The 17,973-nt window shown below is 59.8% G+C and carries 21 protein-coding genes; 12 read left to right on the forward strand and 9 right to left on the reverse strand.

What is annotated here, in order from left to right; translation table 11 throughout:
* Window positions 1-12: 12 nt before the first annotated feature.
* The 9 genes from rlmH to ffh all read right to left on the reverse strand — a co-directional run bounded on the left by rlmH (window position 13) and on the right by ffh (window position 9,840).
* Window positions 13-483 (reverse strand): 23S rRNA (pseudouridine(1915)-N(3))-methyltransferase RlmH, encoded by a 471-nt coding sequence (gene rlmH / locus ACYPYQ_RS01085; RefSeq protein WP_459718123.1) that lies wholly within the window; start codon window positions 481-483, stop codon window positions 13-15.
* Complete coding sequence (gene rsfS, locus ACYPYQ_RS01090; protein WP_459718126.1) at window positions 480-833, reverse strand: ribosome silencing factor; 354 nt, start codon at window positions 831-833, stop codon at window positions 480-482. Before rsfS ends, rlmH begins: the two co-directional genes overlap by 4 nt.
* Window positions 827-1,489, reverse strand: coding sequence for a nicotinate-nucleotide adenylyltransferase (nadD, locus tag ACYPYQ_RS01095; RefSeq protein WP_459718129.1), 663 nt, complete (start codon window positions 1,487-1,489; stop codon window positions 827-829). Before nadD ends, rsfS begins: the two co-directional genes overlap by 7 nt.
* Window positions 1,490-1,492: 3 nt before the next feature.
* Window positions 1,493-2,773, reverse strand: coding sequence for a dihydrolipoyllysine-residue acetyltransferase (gene aceF / locus ACYPYQ_RS01100; RefSeq protein WP_459718132.1), 1,281 nt, complete (start codon window positions 2,771-2,773; stop codon window positions 1,493-1,495).
* 14 nt (window positions 2,774-2,787) lie between these two features.
* Complete coding sequence (gene aceE, locus ACYPYQ_RS01105) at window positions 2,788-5,442, reverse strand: pyruvate dehydrogenase (acetyl-transferring), homodimeric type (protein ID WP_459718136.1); 2,655 nt, start codon at window positions 5,440-5,442, stop codon at window positions 2,788-2,790.
* Between the two features lie 3 nt (window positions 5,443-5,445).
* The gene (locus ACYPYQ_RS01110; RefSeq protein ID WP_459718140.1) at window positions 5,446-6,045 is read right to left on the reverse strand and encodes a 5-formyltetrahydrofolate cyclo-ligase; all 600 of its coding nucleotides are present in this window, start codon (window positions 6,043-6,045) and stop codon (window positions 5,446-5,448) included.
* A gap of 150 nt (window positions 6,046-6,195) precedes the next feature.
* Window positions 6,196-7,713, reverse strand: coding sequence for a threonine ammonia-lyase, biosynthetic (gene ilvA / locus ACYPYQ_RS01115; protein ID WP_459718145.1), 1,518 nt, complete (start codon window positions 7,711-7,713; stop codon window positions 6,196-6,198).
* Between the two features lie 57 nt (window positions 7,714-7,770).
* Window positions 7,771-8,475 carry an HAD family hydrolase gene (locus ACYPYQ_RS01120; protein ID WP_459718148.1) on the reverse strand — a complete coding sequence of 235 codons (705 nt, stop codon included), beginning with the start codon at window positions 8,473-8,475 and terminating at the stop codon, window positions 7,771-7,773.
* A 12-nt stretch (window positions 8,476-8,487) separates the two neighbouring features.
* Window positions 8,488-9,840, reverse strand: a complete 1,353-nt coding sequence (gene ffh / locus ACYPYQ_RS01125) for a signal recognition particle protein (RefSeq protein WP_459718152.1) — start codon at window positions 9,838-9,840, stop codon at window positions 8,488-8,490.
* A gap of 55 nt (window positions 9,841-9,895) precedes the next feature.
* On the opposite strand from ffh, the gene ACYPYQ_RS01130 reads away from it, so the two are divergent.
* The 12 genes from ACYPYQ_RS01130 (at window position 9,896) to ACYPYQ_RS01185 (ending at window position 17,789) form a co-directional block, all read left to right on the forward strand.
* On the forward strand, window positions 9,896-10,708 hold the full coding sequence (locus ACYPYQ_RS01130) for a cytochrome C assembly family protein (protein ID WP_459718156.1): 813 nt from the start codon (window positions 9,896-9,898) through the stop codon (window positions 10,706-10,708).
* A 100-nt stretch (window positions 10,709-10,808) separates the two neighbouring features.
* Window positions 10,809-11,063 carry a 30S ribosomal protein S16 gene (gene rpsP / locus ACYPYQ_RS01135; protein WP_459718158.1) on the forward strand — a complete coding sequence of 85 codons (255 nt, stop codon included), beginning with the start codon at window positions 10,809-10,811 and terminating at the stop codon, window positions 11,061-11,063.
* 13 nt (window positions 11,064-11,076) lie between these two features.
* Window positions 11,077-11,574 (forward strand): ribosome maturation factor RimM, encoded by a 498-nt coding sequence (rimM, locus tag ACYPYQ_RS01140; protein ID WP_459718162.1) that lies wholly within the window; start codon window positions 11,077-11,079, stop codon window positions 11,572-11,574.
* Window positions 11,571-12,347, forward strand: coding sequence for a tRNA (guanosine(37)-N1)-methyltransferase TrmD (gene trmD / locus ACYPYQ_RS01145; RefSeq protein WP_459718167.1), 777 nt, complete (start codon window positions 11,571-11,573; stop codon window positions 12,345-12,347). The genes rimM and trmD overlap by 4 nt, the downstream gene beginning before the upstream one ends.
* Window positions 12,344-12,712 carry a 50S ribosomal protein L19 gene (gene rplS / locus ACYPYQ_RS01150; protein WP_459718170.1) on the forward strand — a complete coding sequence of 123 codons (369 nt, stop codon included), beginning with the start codon at window positions 12,344-12,346 and terminating at the stop codon, window positions 12,710-12,712. Before trmD ends, rplS begins: the two co-directional genes overlap by 4 nt.
* A gap of 210 nt (window positions 12,713-12,922) precedes the next feature.
* On the forward strand, window positions 12,923-13,384 hold the full coding sequence (locus tag ACYPYQ_RS01155; RefSeq protein WP_459718174.1) for a methylated-DNA--[protein]-cysteine S-methyltransferase: 462 nt from the start codon (window positions 12,923-12,925) through the stop codon (window positions 13,382-13,384).
* Window positions 13,371-14,267, forward strand: coding sequence for a site-specific tyrosine recombinase XerD (gene xerD / locus ACYPYQ_RS01160; RefSeq protein ID WP_459718179.1), 897 nt, complete (start codon window positions 13,371-13,373; stop codon window positions 14,265-14,267). Before ACYPYQ_RS01155 ends, xerD begins: the two co-directional genes overlap by 14 nt.
* A gap of 4 nt (window positions 14,268-14,271) precedes the next feature.
* On the forward strand, window positions 14,272-14,643 hold the full coding sequence (locus ACYPYQ_RS01165; RefSeq protein WP_459718183.1) for a YkgJ family cysteine cluster protein: 372 nt from the start codon (window positions 14,272-14,274) through the stop codon (window positions 14,641-14,643).
* Between the two features lie 132 nt (window positions 14,644-14,775).
* Window positions 14,776-15,756 carry a site-specific integrase gene (locus tag ACYPYQ_RS01170; RefSeq protein WP_459718187.1) on the forward strand — a complete coding sequence of 327 codons (981 nt, stop codon included), beginning with the start codon at window positions 14,776-14,778 and terminating at the stop codon, window positions 15,754-15,756.
* Between the two features lie 46 nt (window positions 15,757-15,802).
* Window positions 15,803-15,997 carry a hypothetical protein gene (locus ACYPYQ_RS01175; RefSeq protein WP_459718190.1) on the forward strand — a complete coding sequence of 65 codons (195 nt, stop codon included), beginning with the start codon at window positions 15,803-15,805 and terminating at the stop codon, window positions 15,995-15,997.
* Window positions 15,998-16,109: 112 nt separating this feature from the next.
* Complete coding sequence (locus ACYPYQ_RS01180; RefSeq protein WP_459718193.1) at window positions 16,110-17,318, forward strand: DotA/TraY family protein; 1,209 nt, start codon at window positions 16,110-16,112, stop codon at window positions 17,316-17,318.
* A gap of 15 nt (window positions 17,319-17,333) precedes the next feature.
* Window positions 17,334-17,789 (forward strand): hypothetical protein, encoded by a 456-nt coding sequence (locus tag ACYPYQ_RS01185; RefSeq protein WP_459718196.1) that lies wholly within the window; start codon window positions 17,334-17,336, stop codon window positions 17,787-17,789.
* Window positions 17,790-17,973: the final 184 nt, after the last annotated feature.

Raw genomic sequence — 17,973 nt, forward strand, 5'->3', positions numbered from 1 at the left:
GCTGACCCGGAGTCATTCTCTGTGATAGGGGTGATTGTGCATCAGCGAGTGCGCGCGATAAAGCTGTTCCGCCAGCAGTACGCGCACCATGCCGTGCGGCAGGGTGAAGGCGGACAGCGCCATCAGTTGCCGTGCGCGCTGTTTGACCGACGCGTGCAAGCCATCCGCGCCGCCGATGATGAAGGCGACATCGCCGCCCTGCTGCATCCAGTCTTTCATCTGTTGGGCCAGTTGCCTGGTGGTCGGGGTGGCACCGTGTTCGTCGAGCGCGATGCAGTGCGCGGAGGCGGGCAGGGCGGAGAGGATGCGCTGAGCCTCGGCTTCCATGATCTGCTCGGTGGTCTTGCCGGTGGTGCGCGGCTCCGGCTTGATCTCGACCAGCGAGATGGCCGCCTCGCGCGGCATGCGCTTGGCGTATTCGTTGAAACCCTCGGTGATCCACGCGGGCATCTTGTTGCCCACCGCGAGGACCATCAGTTTCATTTGCCGGCTTGGGCGCGCAGCTTGGGTTGGACGCCCCAGAGTTCTTCAAGGTTGTAATACGCACGTACTGCCGGCTGCATGATGTGCACCACGACGTCGCCAAGATCGACCAGCACCCACTCGCCGCTGTCGCCGCCCTCGACGCCGATCACTTCTTCGCCGAGCTCCTTCAGCTTCATTTCCACCTGATCGGCCAGTGCCTTGGTCTGCCGGGTGGATTGTGCGCTGGCGATCACCATCGCTTCGAACAGCGAATTGAACTTGCGCGTATCGATGACCTGGATGTCCTGCGCCTTGATGTCTTCCAGTGCCGCCACGACGGCGGCGGTCTTGTCTTTTACGTTCAGCATGATGAGTAGGTCTGATTGGTTTGTATGTGGTGGGCGACGGCGTCGGGCAGCAGATAGCGGATGCTCTTGCCGTCCTTGCAGCGGCGGCGGATATCGGTGGCGGAGATCTCGAGGGCCGGCATGTCGGCGACGAAGATCGCGCCTGCCGGTGCCTCGTGCAGCGCCTGCGCGCCGGGAGCGAGTCGGGCGCGGTATTCGGTTTGCAGTGTGTCGTCGGCCTGCGCCATCGCGTTGCCCAGCGGCAAGCCCCCCGCGCGCTGCAGCACCACGATGTGCGCCAGCGCGAACAGCTGCCGCCATTCGTGCCAGGTGTGCAGTTGCAGGAAGGCATCCCCGCCGAGGATCAGGCACAGCGGCTGTGTGTCGCCCAGCTCGGCGCGCAGCGCGGTGAGCGTATCGACGGTGTAGCAGGGGTCGGTACGGAACACCTCGCGCACGTCGACCATGAAGTCGGGATGGCCGTTCACCGCCAGGCGCACCATCTCCCAGCGCACCTTGGCCGGTGCATGCGGTGGCGGACGATGCGGTGGCGTGCCGCTGGGGATGAAGCGCACCTGCGACAGGCCGCATTGTTCCAGCGCTTCCTGCGCGATACGCAGATGCCCATGATGGATGGGATCGAACGTACCGCCGAGGATGCCGATGGGTTGCGTCACTGCTCAGACAGCCATGCGGCGCACGTCGGACAGCACGTGCGACAGGTAGGTGGTGAAACGCGCCCCGGCCGCGCCGTCGATCACGCGGTGGTCGTAGGACAGCGACAGCGGCAGCATCAGGCGCGGCACGAACTCGCCGTCCTTCCACACCGGCTTCATGCTGGAACGCGACACGCCGAGGATCGCGACTTCCGGCGCGTTGATGATCGGCGTGAACGAAGTGCCGCCTATGCCGCCCAGACTGGAGATGGTGAAACAGCCGCCCTGCATGTCGGCGGCGGTGATCTTCTTGTCGCGCGCACGGGCGCTGACCTCGCCCAGCTCCTTGGCAAGTTGCACGATGCCCTTCTGGTCCACGTCGCGGATCACCGGCACCATCAGGCCATCCGGCGTATCCACCGCGACGCCGATGTGGATGTACTTCTTCACGATCAGGTTCTCGCCGCTGGCGGACAGCGAGGCGTTGAAATCGGGGAAGTGCTTCAGTGTCACGGCCACGGCCTTGAGCATGAAGGCGAGCGGGGTGATCTTGATGTTCTGCTTGGCGTATTCATCATTCAGCTGTTTGCGGAAAGCTTCCAGCTCACTGATGTCGGCATCCTCGAACTGCGTGACATGCGGGATCATCACCCAGTTGCGGTGCAGGTTGGCACCGGAGATCTTCTTGATGCGCGACAGCGCCTTGGTTTCGACCGCGCCGAACTTGGCGAAGTCCACCTCTGGCCACGGCAGCAGGCCGGGCAATGTGCCGCCGCTTGCCGCGCCGCGCGGTTGCGCTAGCGACTGCTTGACGAAGTTCTGCACATCGTCCTTGGTGACGCGGCCTTTGTCTGCACTGCCCTTGACCAGTGTCAGGTCGACACCGAGTTCGCGTGCGAAACGACGGATGGACGGGCTGGCGTGTGCCTTGCCGCCGGATGCCACCGCGACCGGCGCTGCGGCAGCAACCGGCGCAGGTTTCGTTGCAGGAGTTGCCGCAACAGGTGCAGCCTGTGGTGCGGGTGCGGGTGCGGACGGTGCGGCGACAGCGGACGCTGCACTGGCACTGGCCTCGATCAGTGCGATCAGGTCGCCTTCGGAGACCTTGTCGCCGACCTTGACCTTGATTTCTTTCAGCACGCCGCCGAACGGTGCAGGCACATCCATGGTCGCCTTGTCGGTCTCCAGAGTGATCAGCGTCTGTTCGGCAGTGATCTGCTCGCCGGCCTTCACGCCCACTTCGATGACCTCGACACCTTTGAACCCGCCGATGTCGGGTACCGATACTTTCTTGATTTCTGCCACGTCGTTCTCCTCGCTTACACCGTGGTGGGATTCGGCTTGTCGGCGTCGATCTGGTATTGCTTGATCGCTTTGCTGACCACGCTCGCGTCGATGCTGCCTTCGTCGGCCAATGCCTTCAGTGCGGCAACGGCGACGAAGTAGCGGTCCACCTCGAAGAACTCGCGCAGTTTCTTGCGGAAGTCGGAACGGCCGAAACCGTCCGTGCCCAGCGTCTTGTACTGCGCCCTCACATAGGGACGGATCTGGTCCGGGTAGGCGCGCATGTAGTCGGTCGCGGCGACGACCGGCACCTTCGCATCCAGACACTGCTCGACATAACTGACGCGGGCTTTGGCTTCCGGATGCAGCATGTTCCAGCGTTCGCAGTCGATGCCTTCGCGGCGCAACTCGTTGAAGCTGGTCACGCTCCACACATCCGAGGAGATGTCGAAGTCGCGCGCCAGCAGTTCGGCCGCCGCGATGACCTCGCGCAGGATGGTACCGCTGCCCAGCAACTGTACTTTGGCCTTGGATTTGGCCTTGGTGCTGCTGAACTTGTACATGCCCTTGATGATGCCTGCTTCGGCACCCTTGGGCATGGCGGGGTGGGTGTAGTTCTCGTTCATCACCGTGAGGTAATAGAACACGTCCTGCTGTTCCTGATACATGCGGCGCATGCCATCCTGCACGATCACGGCCAGCTCATAGGCGAAGGTCGGATCGTAGGACACGCAGTTGGGGATGGTCGCGGCCATCAGGTGGCTGTGGCCGTCCTGATGCTGCAAGCCTTCACCGTTCAGTGTGGTGCGACCGGCGGTGCCGCCGACCAGGAAGCCGCGCGCGCGCAGGTCGCCGGCTGCATAAGCCAGGTCGCCGATGCGCTGGAAGCCGAACATCGAGTAATAGATGTAGAACGGGATCATCGCCACGCCGTGGTTGGCATAGGCGGTGGCAGCAGCGATCCAGTCGGCCATGCCGCCCGCCTCGTTGATGCCCTCCTGCAGGATCTGGCCGGATTCGGATTCCTTGTAGAACATCAACTGGTCCGCGTCCTGCGGGGTGTACAGCTGACCCACCTGCGAGAAGATGCCGAGTTGACGGAACATGCCTTCCATACCGAAGGTGCGCGACTCATCGGGCACGATAGGCACGATCTGCTTGCCGATGGCCTTGTCCTTCACCAGCATGCCCAGCAGGCGCACGAACGCCATGGTGGTGGAGAACTCGCGATCATCGCTGGATTTGAGCAAAGCGTCGAAAGCGTCCAGTGTCGGCGTGTTGAGCGGATGCGCCAGCGGCTCGCGTGCCGGGATGTTGCCCATCGCCGCGCCGCGTTCCTTGAGGTATTTGGCTTCCTGGCTGTCCGGCGCCGGGCGTACGAAAGGCAGGTTGGGCAGTTGCTCGTCGCTCACCGGGATATTGAAACGGTCGCGGAAGTTGCGCAGCGAGCCACCGTCCATCTTCTTCTGCTGGTGGGTCGGATTCTGCGCCTCGCCGGACGAACCCATGCCGTAACCTTTCACGGTCTTGGCCAGGATGACCGTGGGCTGGCCCTTGTGCTTGGTGGCCGCAGAGTAGGCTGCGAACACTTTGAACGGATCGTGACCGCCACGGTTCAGACGCCAGATCTCGTCGTCGGACATGTCGGCGACCAATTCCAGCAATTCCGGATATTTGCCGAAGAAATGCTGGCGCACATAGGCGCCGTCACGGGCCTTGTAGGTCTGGTATTCGCCGTCCACCACTTCCATCATGCGTTTCGCGAGCAGGCCGCTCTTGTCCTTGGCCAGCAGGCGGTCCCACCAGCGACCCCACACCACCTTGATGACGTTCCAGCCTGCGCCGCGGAACACGCCTTCCAGTTCCTGGATGATCTTGCCGTTGCCTCGCACCGGGCCGTCCAGACGTTGCAGGTTGCAGTTGATCACGAAGATCAGATTGTCCAGTCCTTCGCGGCCGGCCATGGAGATCGCACCGAGCGATTCCGGCTCGTCGGTCTCGCCGTCGCCGAGGAACGCCCATACCTTGCGGCCGTCGGTCTGCGACAGGTTGCGATGCTGCAGATAGCGCATGAAACGCGCCTGATAGATGGCCATCAGCGGCCCCAGTCCCATCGACACGGTGGGGAATTGCCAGAAGTTCGGCATCAGCCACGGGTGCGGATAAGAAGACAGTCCGTCGCCGTCCACTTCCTGGCGGAACTTGCGCAACTGCTCTTCCGTCAGGCGGCCTTCGAGGAAGGCGCGCGCATAGATGCCGGGTGAGCAGTGGCCCTGGAAATACACCAGGTCGCCGCCGTGATCCTTGGTCTGGCCGCGGAAGAAATGGTTGAAGCCGACGTCGTACAGCGTGGCGGCCGAGGCGAAGCTGGCGATGTGGCCGCCCAGTTCGGAAGATTCCTTGTTCGCGTTCAGGATGATGGCCATCGCGTTCCAGCGCGTCAGCGCACGGATGCGGTGTTCCAGCTCATGGTTGCCGGGCGAGCGCTCTTCCTTGTCCACCGGAATGGTGTTGACGTAGGGGGTGGTGGCGCTGATCGGCATATCGTCGCCGGCCAGCCGTGCATGGTTGATCAGCTGGTCCAGCAGGAAGTGGGCGCGCTGTGCACCTTCCTTTTCCAGTACGGACTGGAGCGATTCCAGCCATTCCAGGGTTTCCTGCGGATCATGATCGGGTATCTGTGTCGCCATCGCTTACTCTCTCTCTCGGTTACAACGCAATATTTCGTTTTCCGTCACCAGCCATTCCACTGCGCGGTCGGTGTCCTCCAGCGGGATGTCTTCGACCACTTGCAGCCCGAACGCGGCAGCGACCAAAGCCGGTCGGTGCGGCATGCGTGCCAGCAGTCTGTCGTAGAAACCGCCCCCATATCCCAGACGTCCCCCGTTCCGGGTGAACGCGACGCCGGGTAACAATATGAAATCTATCGTCCCCGGCGCTTCTTCTTTTATGCATCGCTCTATCAGCGGTTCGCGTATGCCCCACGATCCGGGCGCCACGTCCTGGCGCAGATCCTGTATCTGATAGAGATCCAGGTGCTTGCTTGCCCGGTTCACGCGCGGCAGCAACACACGCTTGCCGTCACGCAGGGCCTGTTCCAGCCAGACCTCGGTCGCCAGTTCCGCCCCGAAATTCAGGTAGCCCAGTACCGTCGAGGCTTGTTGGTACACGGGCAGGCCGCTTACCGCGCCCAGGATGGCATGACTCAGACGCAAGCGTTCCGATGCAGCCAGATTTTCGCGGGCGGCGATTATACGTTGCCGGAGGGTCAGCTTCCTAGCCTGGATGCTCATAAGCGCTTGCCCCATTGGCTACAAAGCAACGAACGCGCGCCATTGCCGGCGGAACTGGACTTAACTTCGTCGTAATGCCCGCAACTCCGGTGCAAGAAAGCGGTGTGCGGCAGGCTGGAGATGACACGGAAGCGATCCGTGCTCACTGCATCATCCCAGAAACAGGCGATAGGCCGGATTTTCGCTCTCGTCCCAATAGCGGTAACCCAGGTTGTCGAGGAAGGTCTTGAGCGCCTTCTTGTCCTGCTTGGGTACTTGCATGCCGACCAGCACGCGGCCGTAGTCTGCGCCGTGGTTGCGGTAGTGGAACAGACTGATGTTCCAGTTGTGGCTCATGCTGTTGAGAAAATTCATCAGCGCGCCGGGCCGCTCCGGGAATTCGAAGCGGAACATGATCTCGTCCTTCGCGTCGGGCGCATGACCGCCGACCAGATGGCGCAGGTGCAGTTTGGCCATCTCATTGTCGGACAGATCCAGCGCCGGCAGTTTGTTGCGCTGGAGTTTGTCGATCAGGTCGCTTGTCTCCGACTGGTCCTTGACCTGGATGCCGACGAACACCTGTGCCGCTGCCGGATCGGCGTAGCGGTAATTGAACTCGGTGATGTTGCGCTTGCCCAGCAGCGAGCAGAACTTGCGGAAGCTGCCGGGCGTTTCGGGGATGGTCACCGCGAGGATGGCTTCGCGCTTCTCGCCGATCTCGGCGCGCTCGGCCACGAAACGCAGACGGTCGAAATTCATGTTCGCGCCGCTGCACACGGTGACCAGCGTCTCACCCTTGATCTGTTCGCGCTTGGCATAGGCCTTGGCACCGGCGACCGCCAGTGCACCGGCCGGTTCGAGGATGGAGCGCGTGTCCTGGAACACGTCCTTGATCGCTGCGCAGACCTCGTCGGTGTTGACCAGTATCACTTCGTCCACATATTGCTTGCAGATACGGAAGGTCTCTTCGCCCGCCAGCTTCACCGCTGTGCCGTCCGAGAACAGGCCGACGTCGTTGAGCGTGACGCGTTTCTTCGATTTCAGCGAACGTGCCATCGCGTCGGAGTCGGTGGTCTGCACGCCGATCACCTTGATGTCCGGACGCACCTGTTTGACGTAGGCGGCCACGCCGGCGATCAGGCCGCCGCCGCCGATGGCGCAGAAGATGGCGTGGACGGGGGCCTGGCGCTGGCGCAGGATCTCCATCGCGACCGTGCCCTGTCCGGCGATCACGTCCGGATCGTCGAAGGGGTGCACGAAGGTGAGCTGCTTTTCCTTCTCCAGCGCATAGGCGTGGGTGCAGGCATCGCTGTAGCTGTCGCCGTGCAACACGATCTCCACCGAACGCTGGCCGAAATGCTTGACGGCCTCGATCTTCACCTGCGGGGTGGTGGTGGGCATCACGATGACGGCCTTGCAGCCGAGGCGGTGCGCGGACATCGCCACCCCCTGGGCGTGATTGCCGGCCGAGGCGGCGATCACGCCGCGCTTCAGTTGCTCGGGAGTGAGCTGCGCCATCTTGTTGTAGGCACCGCGCAGCTTGAACGAGAACACGGGCTGCATGTCCTCGCGTTTGAACAGGATGGTGTTGCCGGTGCGCGCCGACAGGTCGGGTGCGTGTTCTAGCGGTGTCTCAACGGCCACGTCGTAGACGCGGGCGGTCAGGATGCGTTTCAGATAGCCTTGCATGGTGATTCATGGACGATTGATCTTGTCCGCAAGAGTAGCAGGAAACCCGTCGATCGCCTAAATTTGCAGGCCAGTCAGCCTGTAGAAAGCGGGCAGGTCGCTCAGGTCGTCCAGCACGGCGGCGGCATTGATGAAATCCTGTCGGTGTGTATAGGGATTGGTGGTGACATAGGTCTTGATGCCCGCCGCCAGTGCCGAACGCAGTCCGTTGTTGGAATCCTCCAGCGCGATGCAGTCCTCAGCCTTCAGGCTCAGCTTGTCCAGCACCCAGAGGTAGATGTCGGGAGCGGGCTTCTTGTGCGGCACGATGTCGCCGCAGCCATTGGCCGCGAAGTATTTCTCCCAGTCCTTGCCCAATCCCACTTCCAGCAGGGCGGTCACGTTCTCCGCCGTGGTGGTGGTCGCGATGGCGAGCTTGATCCCGGCCTGGTAGGCGTCCTCGATCAGTTGCTTGATGCCGGGGCGCAGCGGGATCGCGCCTTCGCGCAGCATGGTGGTGTAGTGGCCGGTCTTAACCTTATGCAGGTGCTTCACGAATTCGTCGAAATCGGAAGGTCGCTCATAGCCGGTCAGAAAGTCTGAGACGAAATACTTGATGCGCTCCTTGCCGCCGGTCACCTTGAGCAGCTTGTCATACAGCGCGACGTCCCAGTGCCAATCCAGCCCGTTCTCGGCAAAGGCCTTGTTGAACGATTTGCGGTGGCCGTCCTCGGTGTCCGCCAGCGTGCCGTCTACGTCGAAAATTATCGCTTTGATGGTCATCTTCTTTCCTTGTTACATCCCGGGGAATCTCTTCCCCGCCATGGATTTCATCATCTTGCTCATCATGCCCTTGCCGCTGAACATCTTCATCATCTTCTGCGATTGCTCGAACTGGTTGAGCAACTGGTTCACGTGCATCACCTGCACGCCCGCGCCGGCAGCGATGCGCTTCTTGCGCGAGGCCTTGATCTGTTCCGGGTGGCTGCGCTCCCAGGGTGTCATGGAATTGATGATGCCTTCGGTGCGGTTGATCTGGCGCTCGTCCACCTTGGCACCTGCTGCGGCTTGCGCGAGTTGCGCGGGTAGCTTGTCCATCAGTGCGGACATACCGCCCATCTTCTTCATCTGCACGATCTGCATCTTGAAGTCGTTGAGGTCGAAGCCCTTGCCGCTGTGCATCTTCTTCGCCAGCTTCTCGGCTTCGCCCAGATCCACATTGCGTTGCGCCGCTTCCAGCAGCGACAGCACATCGCCCATGCCGAGGATGCGTTGTGCCATCCGCTCGGGGTGGAAGGCTTCCAGACCATTCGGTTTTTCGCTGACACCGACGAACTTGATCGGCTTGCCGGTGATCTGTCGCACTGAAAGCGCCGCACCGCCGCGCGCATCACCGTCCAGTTTGGTGAGGATGACGCCGGTCAGCGGCAAAGTCTCACCGAAGGCTTTGGCAGTGTTCACCGCGTCCTGGCCGGTCATCGCATCGACCACGAACAAGGTCTCGATGGGCTTGAGTGCGCCATGCAGTTCCTTGATCTCGGCCATCATCGCCTCGTCCACGGCCAGACGACCGGCGGTGTCGACGATCAGGATGTCGTGATGGTGTTTCTTCGCCCAGTCATGCGCGGCGAGTGCGATCTCCTGCGGCTTCTGCGAGATGTCGGAGGGGAAGAAGTCGATCCCGAGTTGCTGCGCCAGTGTGCGCAGTTGCTCGATGGCGGCCGGGCGGTATACGTCGCAACTGACCAGCAGCACCTTCTTTTTGTGTTGTTCGCTGAGCAGTTTGGCCAGCTTGCCGCTGCTGGTGGTCTTGCCCGCGCCTTGCAGGCCGGCCATCAGGATCACGGCGGGCGGCACGGTGGCGAGGTTGATGCCGACATTGGCTTCGCCCATCAGCTTGGTCAGTTCGCGATTGACCACGCCGATCAGCGCCTGACCCGGTGTCAGGCTGGCGATGACTTCCTGTCCAAGTGCGGCTTCCTTCACCTTGGCGATGAAGTCCTTCACCACCGGCAGCGCGACGTCGGCTTCCAGCAGGGCGAGACGCACTTCGCGCAGGGCATCCTGGATGTTGCTTTCGGTCAGGCGCCCCTGTCCGCGCAGGTTCTTGATGATGCCGGTGAAGCGTTGTGTGAGATTGTCGAGCATGATGCCTGAGTGACTTGGTGTAGAATCCGCACAGTCTAAAACATACGCACTCTTCATGTCGAACCAAGCTCTGCCTCTGCTGACTTTCGCCCTGTACGCTGTATTGGCATTCCTGTTCTGGCGCGCCCAGACGGCCGGAACGGCAGAGCAGAAGAATCGCGGTGCGCTCGGATTCGCCGTGATCCTGCCGCTGCTGATGCATGGCACCTTGTTGTACCAGACGCTGTTCGTATGGGGCGCGCTCAATCTGGGCGTGACCTATGCCTTGTCGCTGATCCTGTGGCTGACCGTGCTGATCTATTGGGTAGCCAGACTGTTCTATCCGCTCTCCGGTTTGCTGGCCTTGATGTTGCCGCTGGCGGCGATCAGCGTGCTGTTACCCATGCTGTTCCCGGTCGGGCACATCCTGTCGCAACCACCGTCCGGGCTGTTCGATACCCATGTGCTGATGGCGATGCTGGCGTACAGTCTGTTCACCATCGCCGCCTTGCACGCCGGACTGATCTCGTTGGTCGAGAAGCGCCTGCATCATGCGAGGCTGCCACGGATATTGAAGAGCATGCCGCCCCTGATGACCATGGAATCCTTGCTGTTCCGCGTCATCGGCATCGGTTTCGCGATCCTGACGGTGACCGTGGTTTCCGGCATCCTGTTCTCGGAGCAGGTGTTCGGGCAGCCCTTCCAGTTCACGCATAAGGTGTTGTTCGGATTGATCTCCTGGCTGGTCTTCGGCGGGCTGTTGGTTGGTCATCACTTCTACGGTTGGCGCGGCCATACCGCAGTGCGCCTGACGCTGAGCGGCTTCGCCTTTCTGCTGCTCGCCTATCTGGGCACCCAATTCGTCCTGCAAGTCATCCTGCAGCGCTGATTTCCCTGAAAAAATCAGTCCTTGCCTTAGTTCGGCAAGGTGTCGTAGAATTCGCGCCCTTTGGCACGGGCCAGATCAACTTTTTATATCGGAAATCATTATGGTAGTCATTCGTCTTTCTCGCGGCGGTTCCAAGAACCGTCCGTTCTACAACGTGGTCGTTGCCGATTCCCGCAACCGCCGCGACGGCCGTTTCATCGAGCGCGTCGGTTTCTACAATCCGCTGGCCGTTGACGGTGCGGAAAGCCTGCGTATCGCGCTGGATCGCGTTACGCACTGGCAGGACAAGGGTGCGCAGTTGAGCGAGACTGTCAGCCGTCTGGTCAAAAAAGCCGGTGCAGCAGCAAAGGCCTGATGAGGCTGTTCCCATGGTCGTCATGGGAAAGATCGTGGCGGCACAGGGCATACAGGGCTGGGTGAAGGTACAGACTTTCACCGAATATCTGGACAGCCTGCTCGATTACGACGTTTGGTACTTGGGGAACGAAGCAGCCTGGCAGGCCACGAAGGTGCTGGAAGCCAAGGTGCATGGCAAGGTGGTGGTCGCCAAGCTGGAAGGCGTGGCCGACCGCAACGAGGCTGAAAGACTGAAGGGCAGATTGGTCGCTGTGCCGCGTGCAGAATTACCGGAGCAGGATGAGGATGAGTATTACTGGTCCGACCTGATCGGTATGACGGTTCAGAACCAGCAGGACGAAGTGCTGGGCACGGTCGAGAATCTGCTGGAGACGGGTGCCAACGATGTGCTGGTGCTGCAAGGAGCGCACGGGCAGCTGATGCTACCCTTCATCGAAAGCGTGGTGCAGGATGTCGACCTGGCAGGCAAGATCATCCGTGTGGATTGGCAGGCGGATTACCTCAAATGAGGTTCGATGTCGTCACGCTGTTCCCCGAGATGTTCGAAGCGATCACCCAATATGGTGTGACGCGGCGGGCAGTGGAGCAGGGCAAGTTCGAGTTGCAGGTGTGGAATCCCAGAGACTTCACGACCGACAACTACCGCACCATCGACGACCGGCCCTACGGCGGAGGTCCCGGCATGGTGATGTTGGCGGAGCCGCTGGAAAAAGCGATCAGCGCAGCAAAAGCAGCGCAGGCCGCAAGCGGCAAGGCGAAGAGTCGTGTGATCCACCTCTCGCCGCAGGGCAGGACGCTCAGCCACGAAGTGGTGATGGAGTTGCTGGCGCGGGATGAAGGATTGATATTGCTGGCGAGTCGCTACGAGGGCGTGGATGAACGCCTGTTGCGCAGCCAGGTGGATGAAGAGCTTTCCATCGGAGACTATGTACTGTCCGGTGGCGAGTTGGCGGCGATGGTGGTGATGGACAGCGTGGTGCGGCAGATCCCCGGTGTATTGGGGGATGACGCATCGGCGCAGCAGGATTCCTTCGTGGAAGGCTTGCTGGATTGTCCGCACTACACGCGGCCCGAGATTTATAACGGCGAGGCGGTTCCGGAAGTGTTGATGTCCGGGCACCACGCCGAGATAGAGAAGTGGCGATTGAAGCAGTCATTAGGCAGGACTGCGGAACGTCGCCCGGATTTGCTGGCTTCACGCCAGTTGACTAAACAGGAAGCTCGGCTACTGGCTGAGTACCAGCAGGAACAAGCTTCCGCACAAGAAAAGGAAACAAAATGAATCTGATCGGCATTCTCGAAAAAGAAGAAATCGCGCGTCTGAACAAGACCATCCCCGACTTCTCGGCTGGCGACACCGTTGTTGTTGGCGTGAACGTGATCGAAGGCGAGCGCAAGCGCGTGCAGCTGTTCGAAGGCGTGGTGATCGCCAAGCGCAACAAGGGGCTGAACTCCAGCTTCATCGTGCGCAAGGTCTCCTCCGGCGAAGGCGTTGAGCGTACCTTCCAAACCTACTCCCCGCTGATCGCCAGCATCGAAATGAAGCGCCGCGGTGATGTGCGCCGTGCCAAGCTGTACTACCTGCGCGACCGTTCCGGCAAGTCGGCACGTATCAAGGAAAAACTTCCTGCTCGCAAGGCGAGCTGAGTTTTCAGTGAAGACTCATGCCTGCGCAAGCAGGCGTGATGTCGGAACTAAAAGTTGCCTGCTCGCAAAGCTGCAGCAGTATAAACAGCCGCAACAAGCCACATGGAAAACGGGAGCCTCGGCTCCCGTTTTTTTGTGTACCTATTATCAAATGCACAGCGGCTATGCCGGTAGCAAAGCATATTTTTGCATTTCAGATATGATGCGCGCATGAAATACCAAGCCATCATGTCAGCCCCTTTCGGCAAGCTCGGCATCCGCTGTTCGGACACGGATCTGCACGCCATCGAATTCCTGCCGCAGAGCACTAAACTGCAAGCCCCTGTGAGCGCGATGGCGAAAACGATCTGTGCTGAACTGCAAGCCTATCTGGTTGATTCGCAGCATGAGATCGATTTGCCATTCGAACTCGACGGCACGCACCACCAGTGCAACGTGTGGCAAGCGATGCTGGAGATCCCCAGTGGCCAGACGCGAAGTTACGGCGAGCTGGCGGCGCAGATCGGCTCCAGTGCACAGGCCGTCGGCCAGGCTTGCGGCAGCAATCCCATCCCGCTCGTCATCCCATGCCATCGTGTGGTGGGCAAGTCGGGGCTGGGCGGATTCATGCATCGTGCGGATGACGATGCACTGAACATCAAACGGTGGCTGCTGGCCCATGAGCGACGCTGAACTGCTGGACGAGTTCGGTGATGCGCTGTGGCTGGAAGACGGGTTATCGCGCAACACGCTGGAAAGCTATCGGCGCGATCTGAACAAATTCTCACAATGGCTGGCCGAGCAACGCGGATGCGGGCTGCTGGCGACGAGCCATGCCGATATCCAGGGCTTCCTCGCGTATCTGGTGAGCAAGCAGAAAGCACGCGCGACATCGACCTCGCGCGCCATTTCCAGTCTGAAGCGTCTGTTCCGCTATCTGCTGCGACAGAATCGCATCACAGTCGACCCCACTTTGCAGATCGCCACCCCCAAGCTGCCGCGCAGCCTGCCCAAAAGCCTGACTGAAGAGGACGTCGAATTGTTGTTGAACGTACCCGATGTGGAGACGCCGCTGGGCATGCGCGACCGCACTATGCTGGAAGTGCTATATGCCAGCGGCTTGCGGGTGTCGGAGCTGGTCAACCTGAAAGTTGCGCAGGTCAGCCTGGACATGGGCGTGACGCGAGTGATGGGCAAGGGCAGCAAGGAACGGCTGGTACCGCTGGGTGAGGAGGCGCTGGACTGGATCAAGCGTTACATGGCCGAGGCACGCCCGGCATTGCTGGCAGGCAAGATGAGTGATGACCTGTTCGTCACCCAGCGCGCCGAAGCGATGACGCGGCAGATGTTCTGGTACCTGATCAAGAAACACGCCAGACAGGGCGGTGTACACAAGCCCCTGTCCCCGCACACCCTGCGCCATGCCTTCGCCACACACCTGCTCAACCATGGTGCCGACTTGCGCGTGGTGCAGATGCTGCTCGGTCATTCGGATATCTCGACCACGCAGATCTACACACATGTGGCGCGGGAACGTCTCAAACAGTTGCATACACAGCACCATCCTAGAGGTTGAGACCGTGAGCCAGCACATCATCCAGACCGACGATGGCCGTACCTTCTATGACATGTCCGGCAGCGACAATCCCTGTCTGGGCTGCGCCGTCTGCTGCAAGCACTATCGCGTCTCGTTCTACCAGGGAGAGATGGACAGCCAGCCGGGCGGCTACGTGCCATCGGACATGGCGGTATCGCTGACACCGTTCCGGGCCTGCATGAAGGGGACCGAGATGGCACCGGGCCGGTGTATCGCTTTGGGTGAGGATGGGCTGTGCACCATCTATGAGAACCGTCCTTCCGTCTGCCGAGAATTCCCCGCGCTGATGCCGGACGGGTCGCAGAATCCGGAATGCACCCGCTTGCAGGCCTTGTACGGGGTAAGACAGAAATAGGCTGTGGAAGTCATGGTGGAGGTGATCAGGATCGAACTGACGACCTTCTGATTGCGAACCGGAATACCGAGGCAATGATTGCCGGTCTTTCATGCATGATTTACACTCCACGGCACATTTACGGCACAACTGGTGAGAAAAATCATGGCAACTATCCGTCCCAAAGATGGCAAATGGCAGGTGCAGATCAGAAGGAAGGGGCACGGGTCTATCACGCGGACTTTCACGAAAAAGACCGATGCAAATAAGTGGGCGAGCATCGTAGAAAGTGAGATTGAACGAGGGGTGTTTGTGGACCGGACAGAAGCCGAGGGCACGACGCTTAGTGAGGCGCTGGATCGGTACGAGGTCGAAGTCTCTGTGATGAAGAAGACGCATTCGAAAGAGCGTTCGATTATCAAGTCACTGAAGGCGTCGAGGCTGGGCGGATTGTCTCTCGCTCAGGTAAAACAAGTTGAAGTGGCGAAGTATCGGGATGCTCGACTGAAGGTGAGGGGGGCGGCGACCGTTCGGAACGAGCTGGCGCTACTTTCTCACCTCTTCACGGTGGCTTCGAAGGAGTGGGGAATCGGTATCCAGAATCCTGTGCTGATGATTCGAAAGCCCGCGCCCGTGCGCGCGCGGGATCGTAGGCTCTCAGCCGATGAGCTGGACTTAATCATCGAGACAACAGAATCCCCCGAACTGCCAGTTGTGATCCGGCTCCTGACGGAAACGGCAATGCGTAGAGGCGAACTCTCAAAGCTGCGGTGGGAACACATAGACCTCAAGAAGGCGACCGCAATCCTATTTGATACCAAAAATGGCGAGGATCGAGTCGTGCCGCTTTCTAGCCGTGCTGTGGCTGCTCTGCGCTCTCTCCCGCGTAGGATTGACGGTAAGGTGATCGGCATGACCGCTGATGCCGTCACAAGGGCTTTTGGACGTGCTTGTGCTCGTGCTGGTATCGAGGATGCCCGTATCCACGATCTACGGCATGAGGGGGTCTCTCGTTTGTTTGAGCGAGGTCTTGATCTGATGGAGGTCTCGTCCATTTCTGGGCATAAGACATTGAGCCAGCTCAAGCGATATACACACCTGTCGGCGGAGCGGTTGGCGAAAAAGCTGGGGTAGTCGATTGGGGTTGCCGTCAGTAGCTAAATCGGGTTAGGATGAATTCATGAAAACCAGAGTTATTACCTCTATCCCTGAAATCTTCTCGTTACGCGGGAATGACTATAGTTCATTCGTCGTAAAGGGCGGGGCAGAAGAAATGATGCGCAAAAATTGGAGCGGCGTTGGTCATCGCCTGAGTGGCGCTATCGTTAAGGTTGGACGTAGCGCAGATGTCAAGCAGAAGAAGCAAGCGGCTTAAATCTCGGGCTAGGCCTGCGACTCCTGTTTCAGCGGATAGTCCAATTTCCCGAATTGCTCAGAACGTGCCGGGTCAATCTCCTGGGGTTCCAGTGCGTCTACAAACAGGGCAGATGCTCGCAAAACAAACGCACTTTCAAGGCCCCATTCCTCACCCCGAGATATTTGCCCAGTATGGTGAGGTTATTCCAGATGCACCAGAGCGCATTTTGCGAGTGTTCGAAGAAGATTCGAAGCATGCACGCGATATTCAGAAATTAGCCCTTGAAGCTCAAATGCGCGAAGGAATTTGCGGAAGCTCTACAATGAACAGTATCACATCGCCAAATGGATCGACATCCAGAACCTCTCTCGGTCAGTGCTTGGTCAATGGATTCGTTTCTGATAGCGAAAATACGCCGGCCATCGTGCGTATCTCGAATATCGGTAACAACATTACCACATTGGGTGCGGTGACCATTACAGCGATCGGTGCAATCAACGGGGTAAATGATTCTCCGCTGTCCAAGGTCGCGGATGTTGTGCCATGGAAAGCCGCAGTATCTGGCAGCTTGCGCATCTGGCTGGATGTGATGAAGCCGATCGCAGAATTGCTGTTCTTCTGGGGCGTCATCGCTGCCGTCTGGATACCCATGATCCCCGCCGTGATCTGGATCGGGGGGATCGCATCGCTGTTGGCAGTGTGGGTCGAGGCAGTGGCGGCAGCGCCGATCTGGGCGTTCGCGCACTTGGATACGGATGGCGAGGGCATGGGGCAAAGAGCCCAGACGGGTTATCTGTTCATCCTGAACGTGTTATTCAGGCCGGCGCTCATGGTCGTGGGATTCATCCTCGGCAGCATGATGGTCGACCTGCTCACGATCTACGTGGCGGATATCTTCCCGACGATCATCGCGAACTCCAGTTCGGATAGCTGGACGGGGATCATCAAGCTCGTGGCGTATATCAGTGCCTTCGTGATCATTTTGCAGATGGTCGTGAGCCTATCCTTTGGTATGATCCGCTTCGTACCGGATCAGGTGCTGGGCTGGGCCGGTGGTAACATGGTGAACCAAGTGGGCGCGCATGCTGAAGACGTGGCCGGCGGTGCAGCCAAGAATGCGTTTGCAGCACGGGGCGCAGTGTCTGGGGCGGCGAGCAATGCGACGCAGGCAAGCGAGATGCGGCAGCGTGCTGCAAACAATAAGGCCAATCAAGAAGCGAAGCAAGCTCGTCATCAAAGTTCGATGAGCGCCCTAACTAATAGACAAGCAACGAACGGTCAGGCAGATAGCATGTTGTCTGCAACAGCTTCAGGCAAAATTTCCAATGAGCAAGTTTGATAAAGGGCAGATGAAATGACTTTCGATCCGATTTCACACGCGGCCGGCATTGGTGCCGGACAAGAGGCAGGCCAACGTCGTGCACATGCCGCCGAGCTGGAGGCGCTGGAGGCTATGGAGGCCAAGAATATAGCTGAACGCTCTGCTGAAGAATATGCAGATACTGCACTAATACTAGCTGTAGCGCTCAATCAAGAGCGCAACAATAATGCCGCCCTGCAGGACGAGATCAAGAATAAATGGATCCGGTACGGGGTGCGTCTACGCGCGAGCATCATGGCACGTCAGGTGGAGAAGGAATATCTGATTGCTGCCCTCAAGGCGAGTGATCCCTCCAATGCGGAGCGCATGGCGCAGGAAGCCGAGCAGCATTCGACGACCGAATACAATCGCATCGCCAACGATCCGAAGTCAGTGGGCGAGGTGCGGGAGGTGGTGCTGAAGGAGGCGGGGGCGGGGCGACTCGGCTAGCCCGGCCTTGGAGGGAGGCTGGGGTAAACCCGGTCTGCTAACCGGCAGCAAGCTGCCTAACGCCTCACTTCGTTCGTTGCATGGAGGGCGGCTGGGCTGAGCAGCCAACAGCCTTCACACAAACCCCCTTCATCGGGGGTTTTGTTTTTCTTGAATGAGCAATCTCAGTCAGGAATAAAGCTTG

The organism is Sideroxyarcus sp. TK5 (assembly GCF_054601595.1).

What these genes read in the sequence shown, in the direction of transcription:
- ACYPYQ_RS01155 (WP_459718174.1), top strand. Translation starts at nt 12,923, where the DNA reads ATGAAATACCAAGCCATCATGTCAGCCCCTTTCGGCAAGCTCGGCATC.
- ACYPYQ_RS01185 (WP_459718196.1), top strand. Translation starts at nt 17,334, where the DNA reads ATGACTTTCGATCCGATTTCACACGCGGCCGGCATTGGTGCCGGACAA.
- rplS (WP_459718170.1), top strand. Translation starts at nt 12,344, where the DNA reads ATGAATCTGATCGGCATTCTCGAAAAAGAAGAAATCGCGCGTCTGAAC.
- aceE (WP_459718136.1), bottom strand. Translation starts at nt 5,442, where the DNA reads ATGGCGACACAGATACCCGATCATGATCCGCAGGAAACCCTGGAATGG.
- ACYPYQ_RS01130 (WP_459718156.1), top strand. Translation starts at nt 9,896, where the DNA reads ATGTCGAACCAAGCTCTGCCTCTGCTGACTTTCGCCCTGTACGCTGTA.
- trmD (WP_459718167.1), top strand. Translation starts at nt 11,571, where the DNA reads ATGAGGTTCGATGTCGTCACGCTGTTCCCCGAGATGTTCGAAGCGATC.
- xerD (WP_459718179.1), top strand. Translation starts at nt 13,371, where the DNA reads ATGAGCGACGCTGAACTGCTGGACGAGTTCGGTGATGCGCTGTGGCTG.
- rpsP (WP_459718158.1), top strand. Translation starts at nt 10,809, where the DNA reads ATGGTAGTCATTCGTCTTTCTCGCGGCGGTTCCAAGAACCGTCCGTTC.
- ACYPYQ_RS01175 (WP_459718190.1), top strand. Translation starts at nt 15,803, where the DNA reads ATGAAAACCAGAGTTATTACCTCTATCCCTGAAATCTTCTCGTTACGC.
- ACYPYQ_RS01180 (WP_459718193.1), top strand. Translation starts at nt 16,110, where the DNA reads ATGCTCGCAAAACAAACGCACTTTCAAGGCCCCATTCCTCACCCCGAG.
- ACYPYQ_RS01120 (WP_459718148.1), bottom strand. Translation starts at nt 8,475, where the DNA reads ATGACCATCAAAGCGATAATTTTCGACGTAGACGGCACGCTGGCGGAC.
- rimM (WP_459718162.1), top strand. Translation starts at nt 11,077, where the DNA reads ATGGTCGTCATGGGAAAGATCGTGGCGGCACAGGGCATACAGGGCTGG.
- rsfS (WP_459718126.1), bottom strand. Translation starts at nt 833, where the DNA reads ATGCTGAACGTAAAAGACAAGACCGCCGCCGTCGTGGCGGCACTGGAA.
- ffh (WP_459718152.1), bottom strand. Translation starts at nt 9,840, where the DNA reads ATGCTCGACAATCTCACACAACGCTTCACCGGCATCATCAAGAACCTG.
- ilvA (WP_459718145.1), bottom strand. Translation starts at nt 7,713, where the DNA reads ATGCAAGGCTATCTGAAACGCATCCTGACCGCCCGCGTCTACGACGTG.
- rlmH (WP_459718123.1), bottom strand. Translation starts at nt 483, where the DNA reads ATGAAACTGATGGTCCTCGCGGTGGGCAACAAGATGCCCGCGTGGATC.
- ACYPYQ_RS01110 (WP_459718140.1), bottom strand. Translation starts at nt 6,045, where the DNA reads ATGAGCATCCAGGCTAGGAAGCTGACCCTCCGGCAACGTATAATCGCC.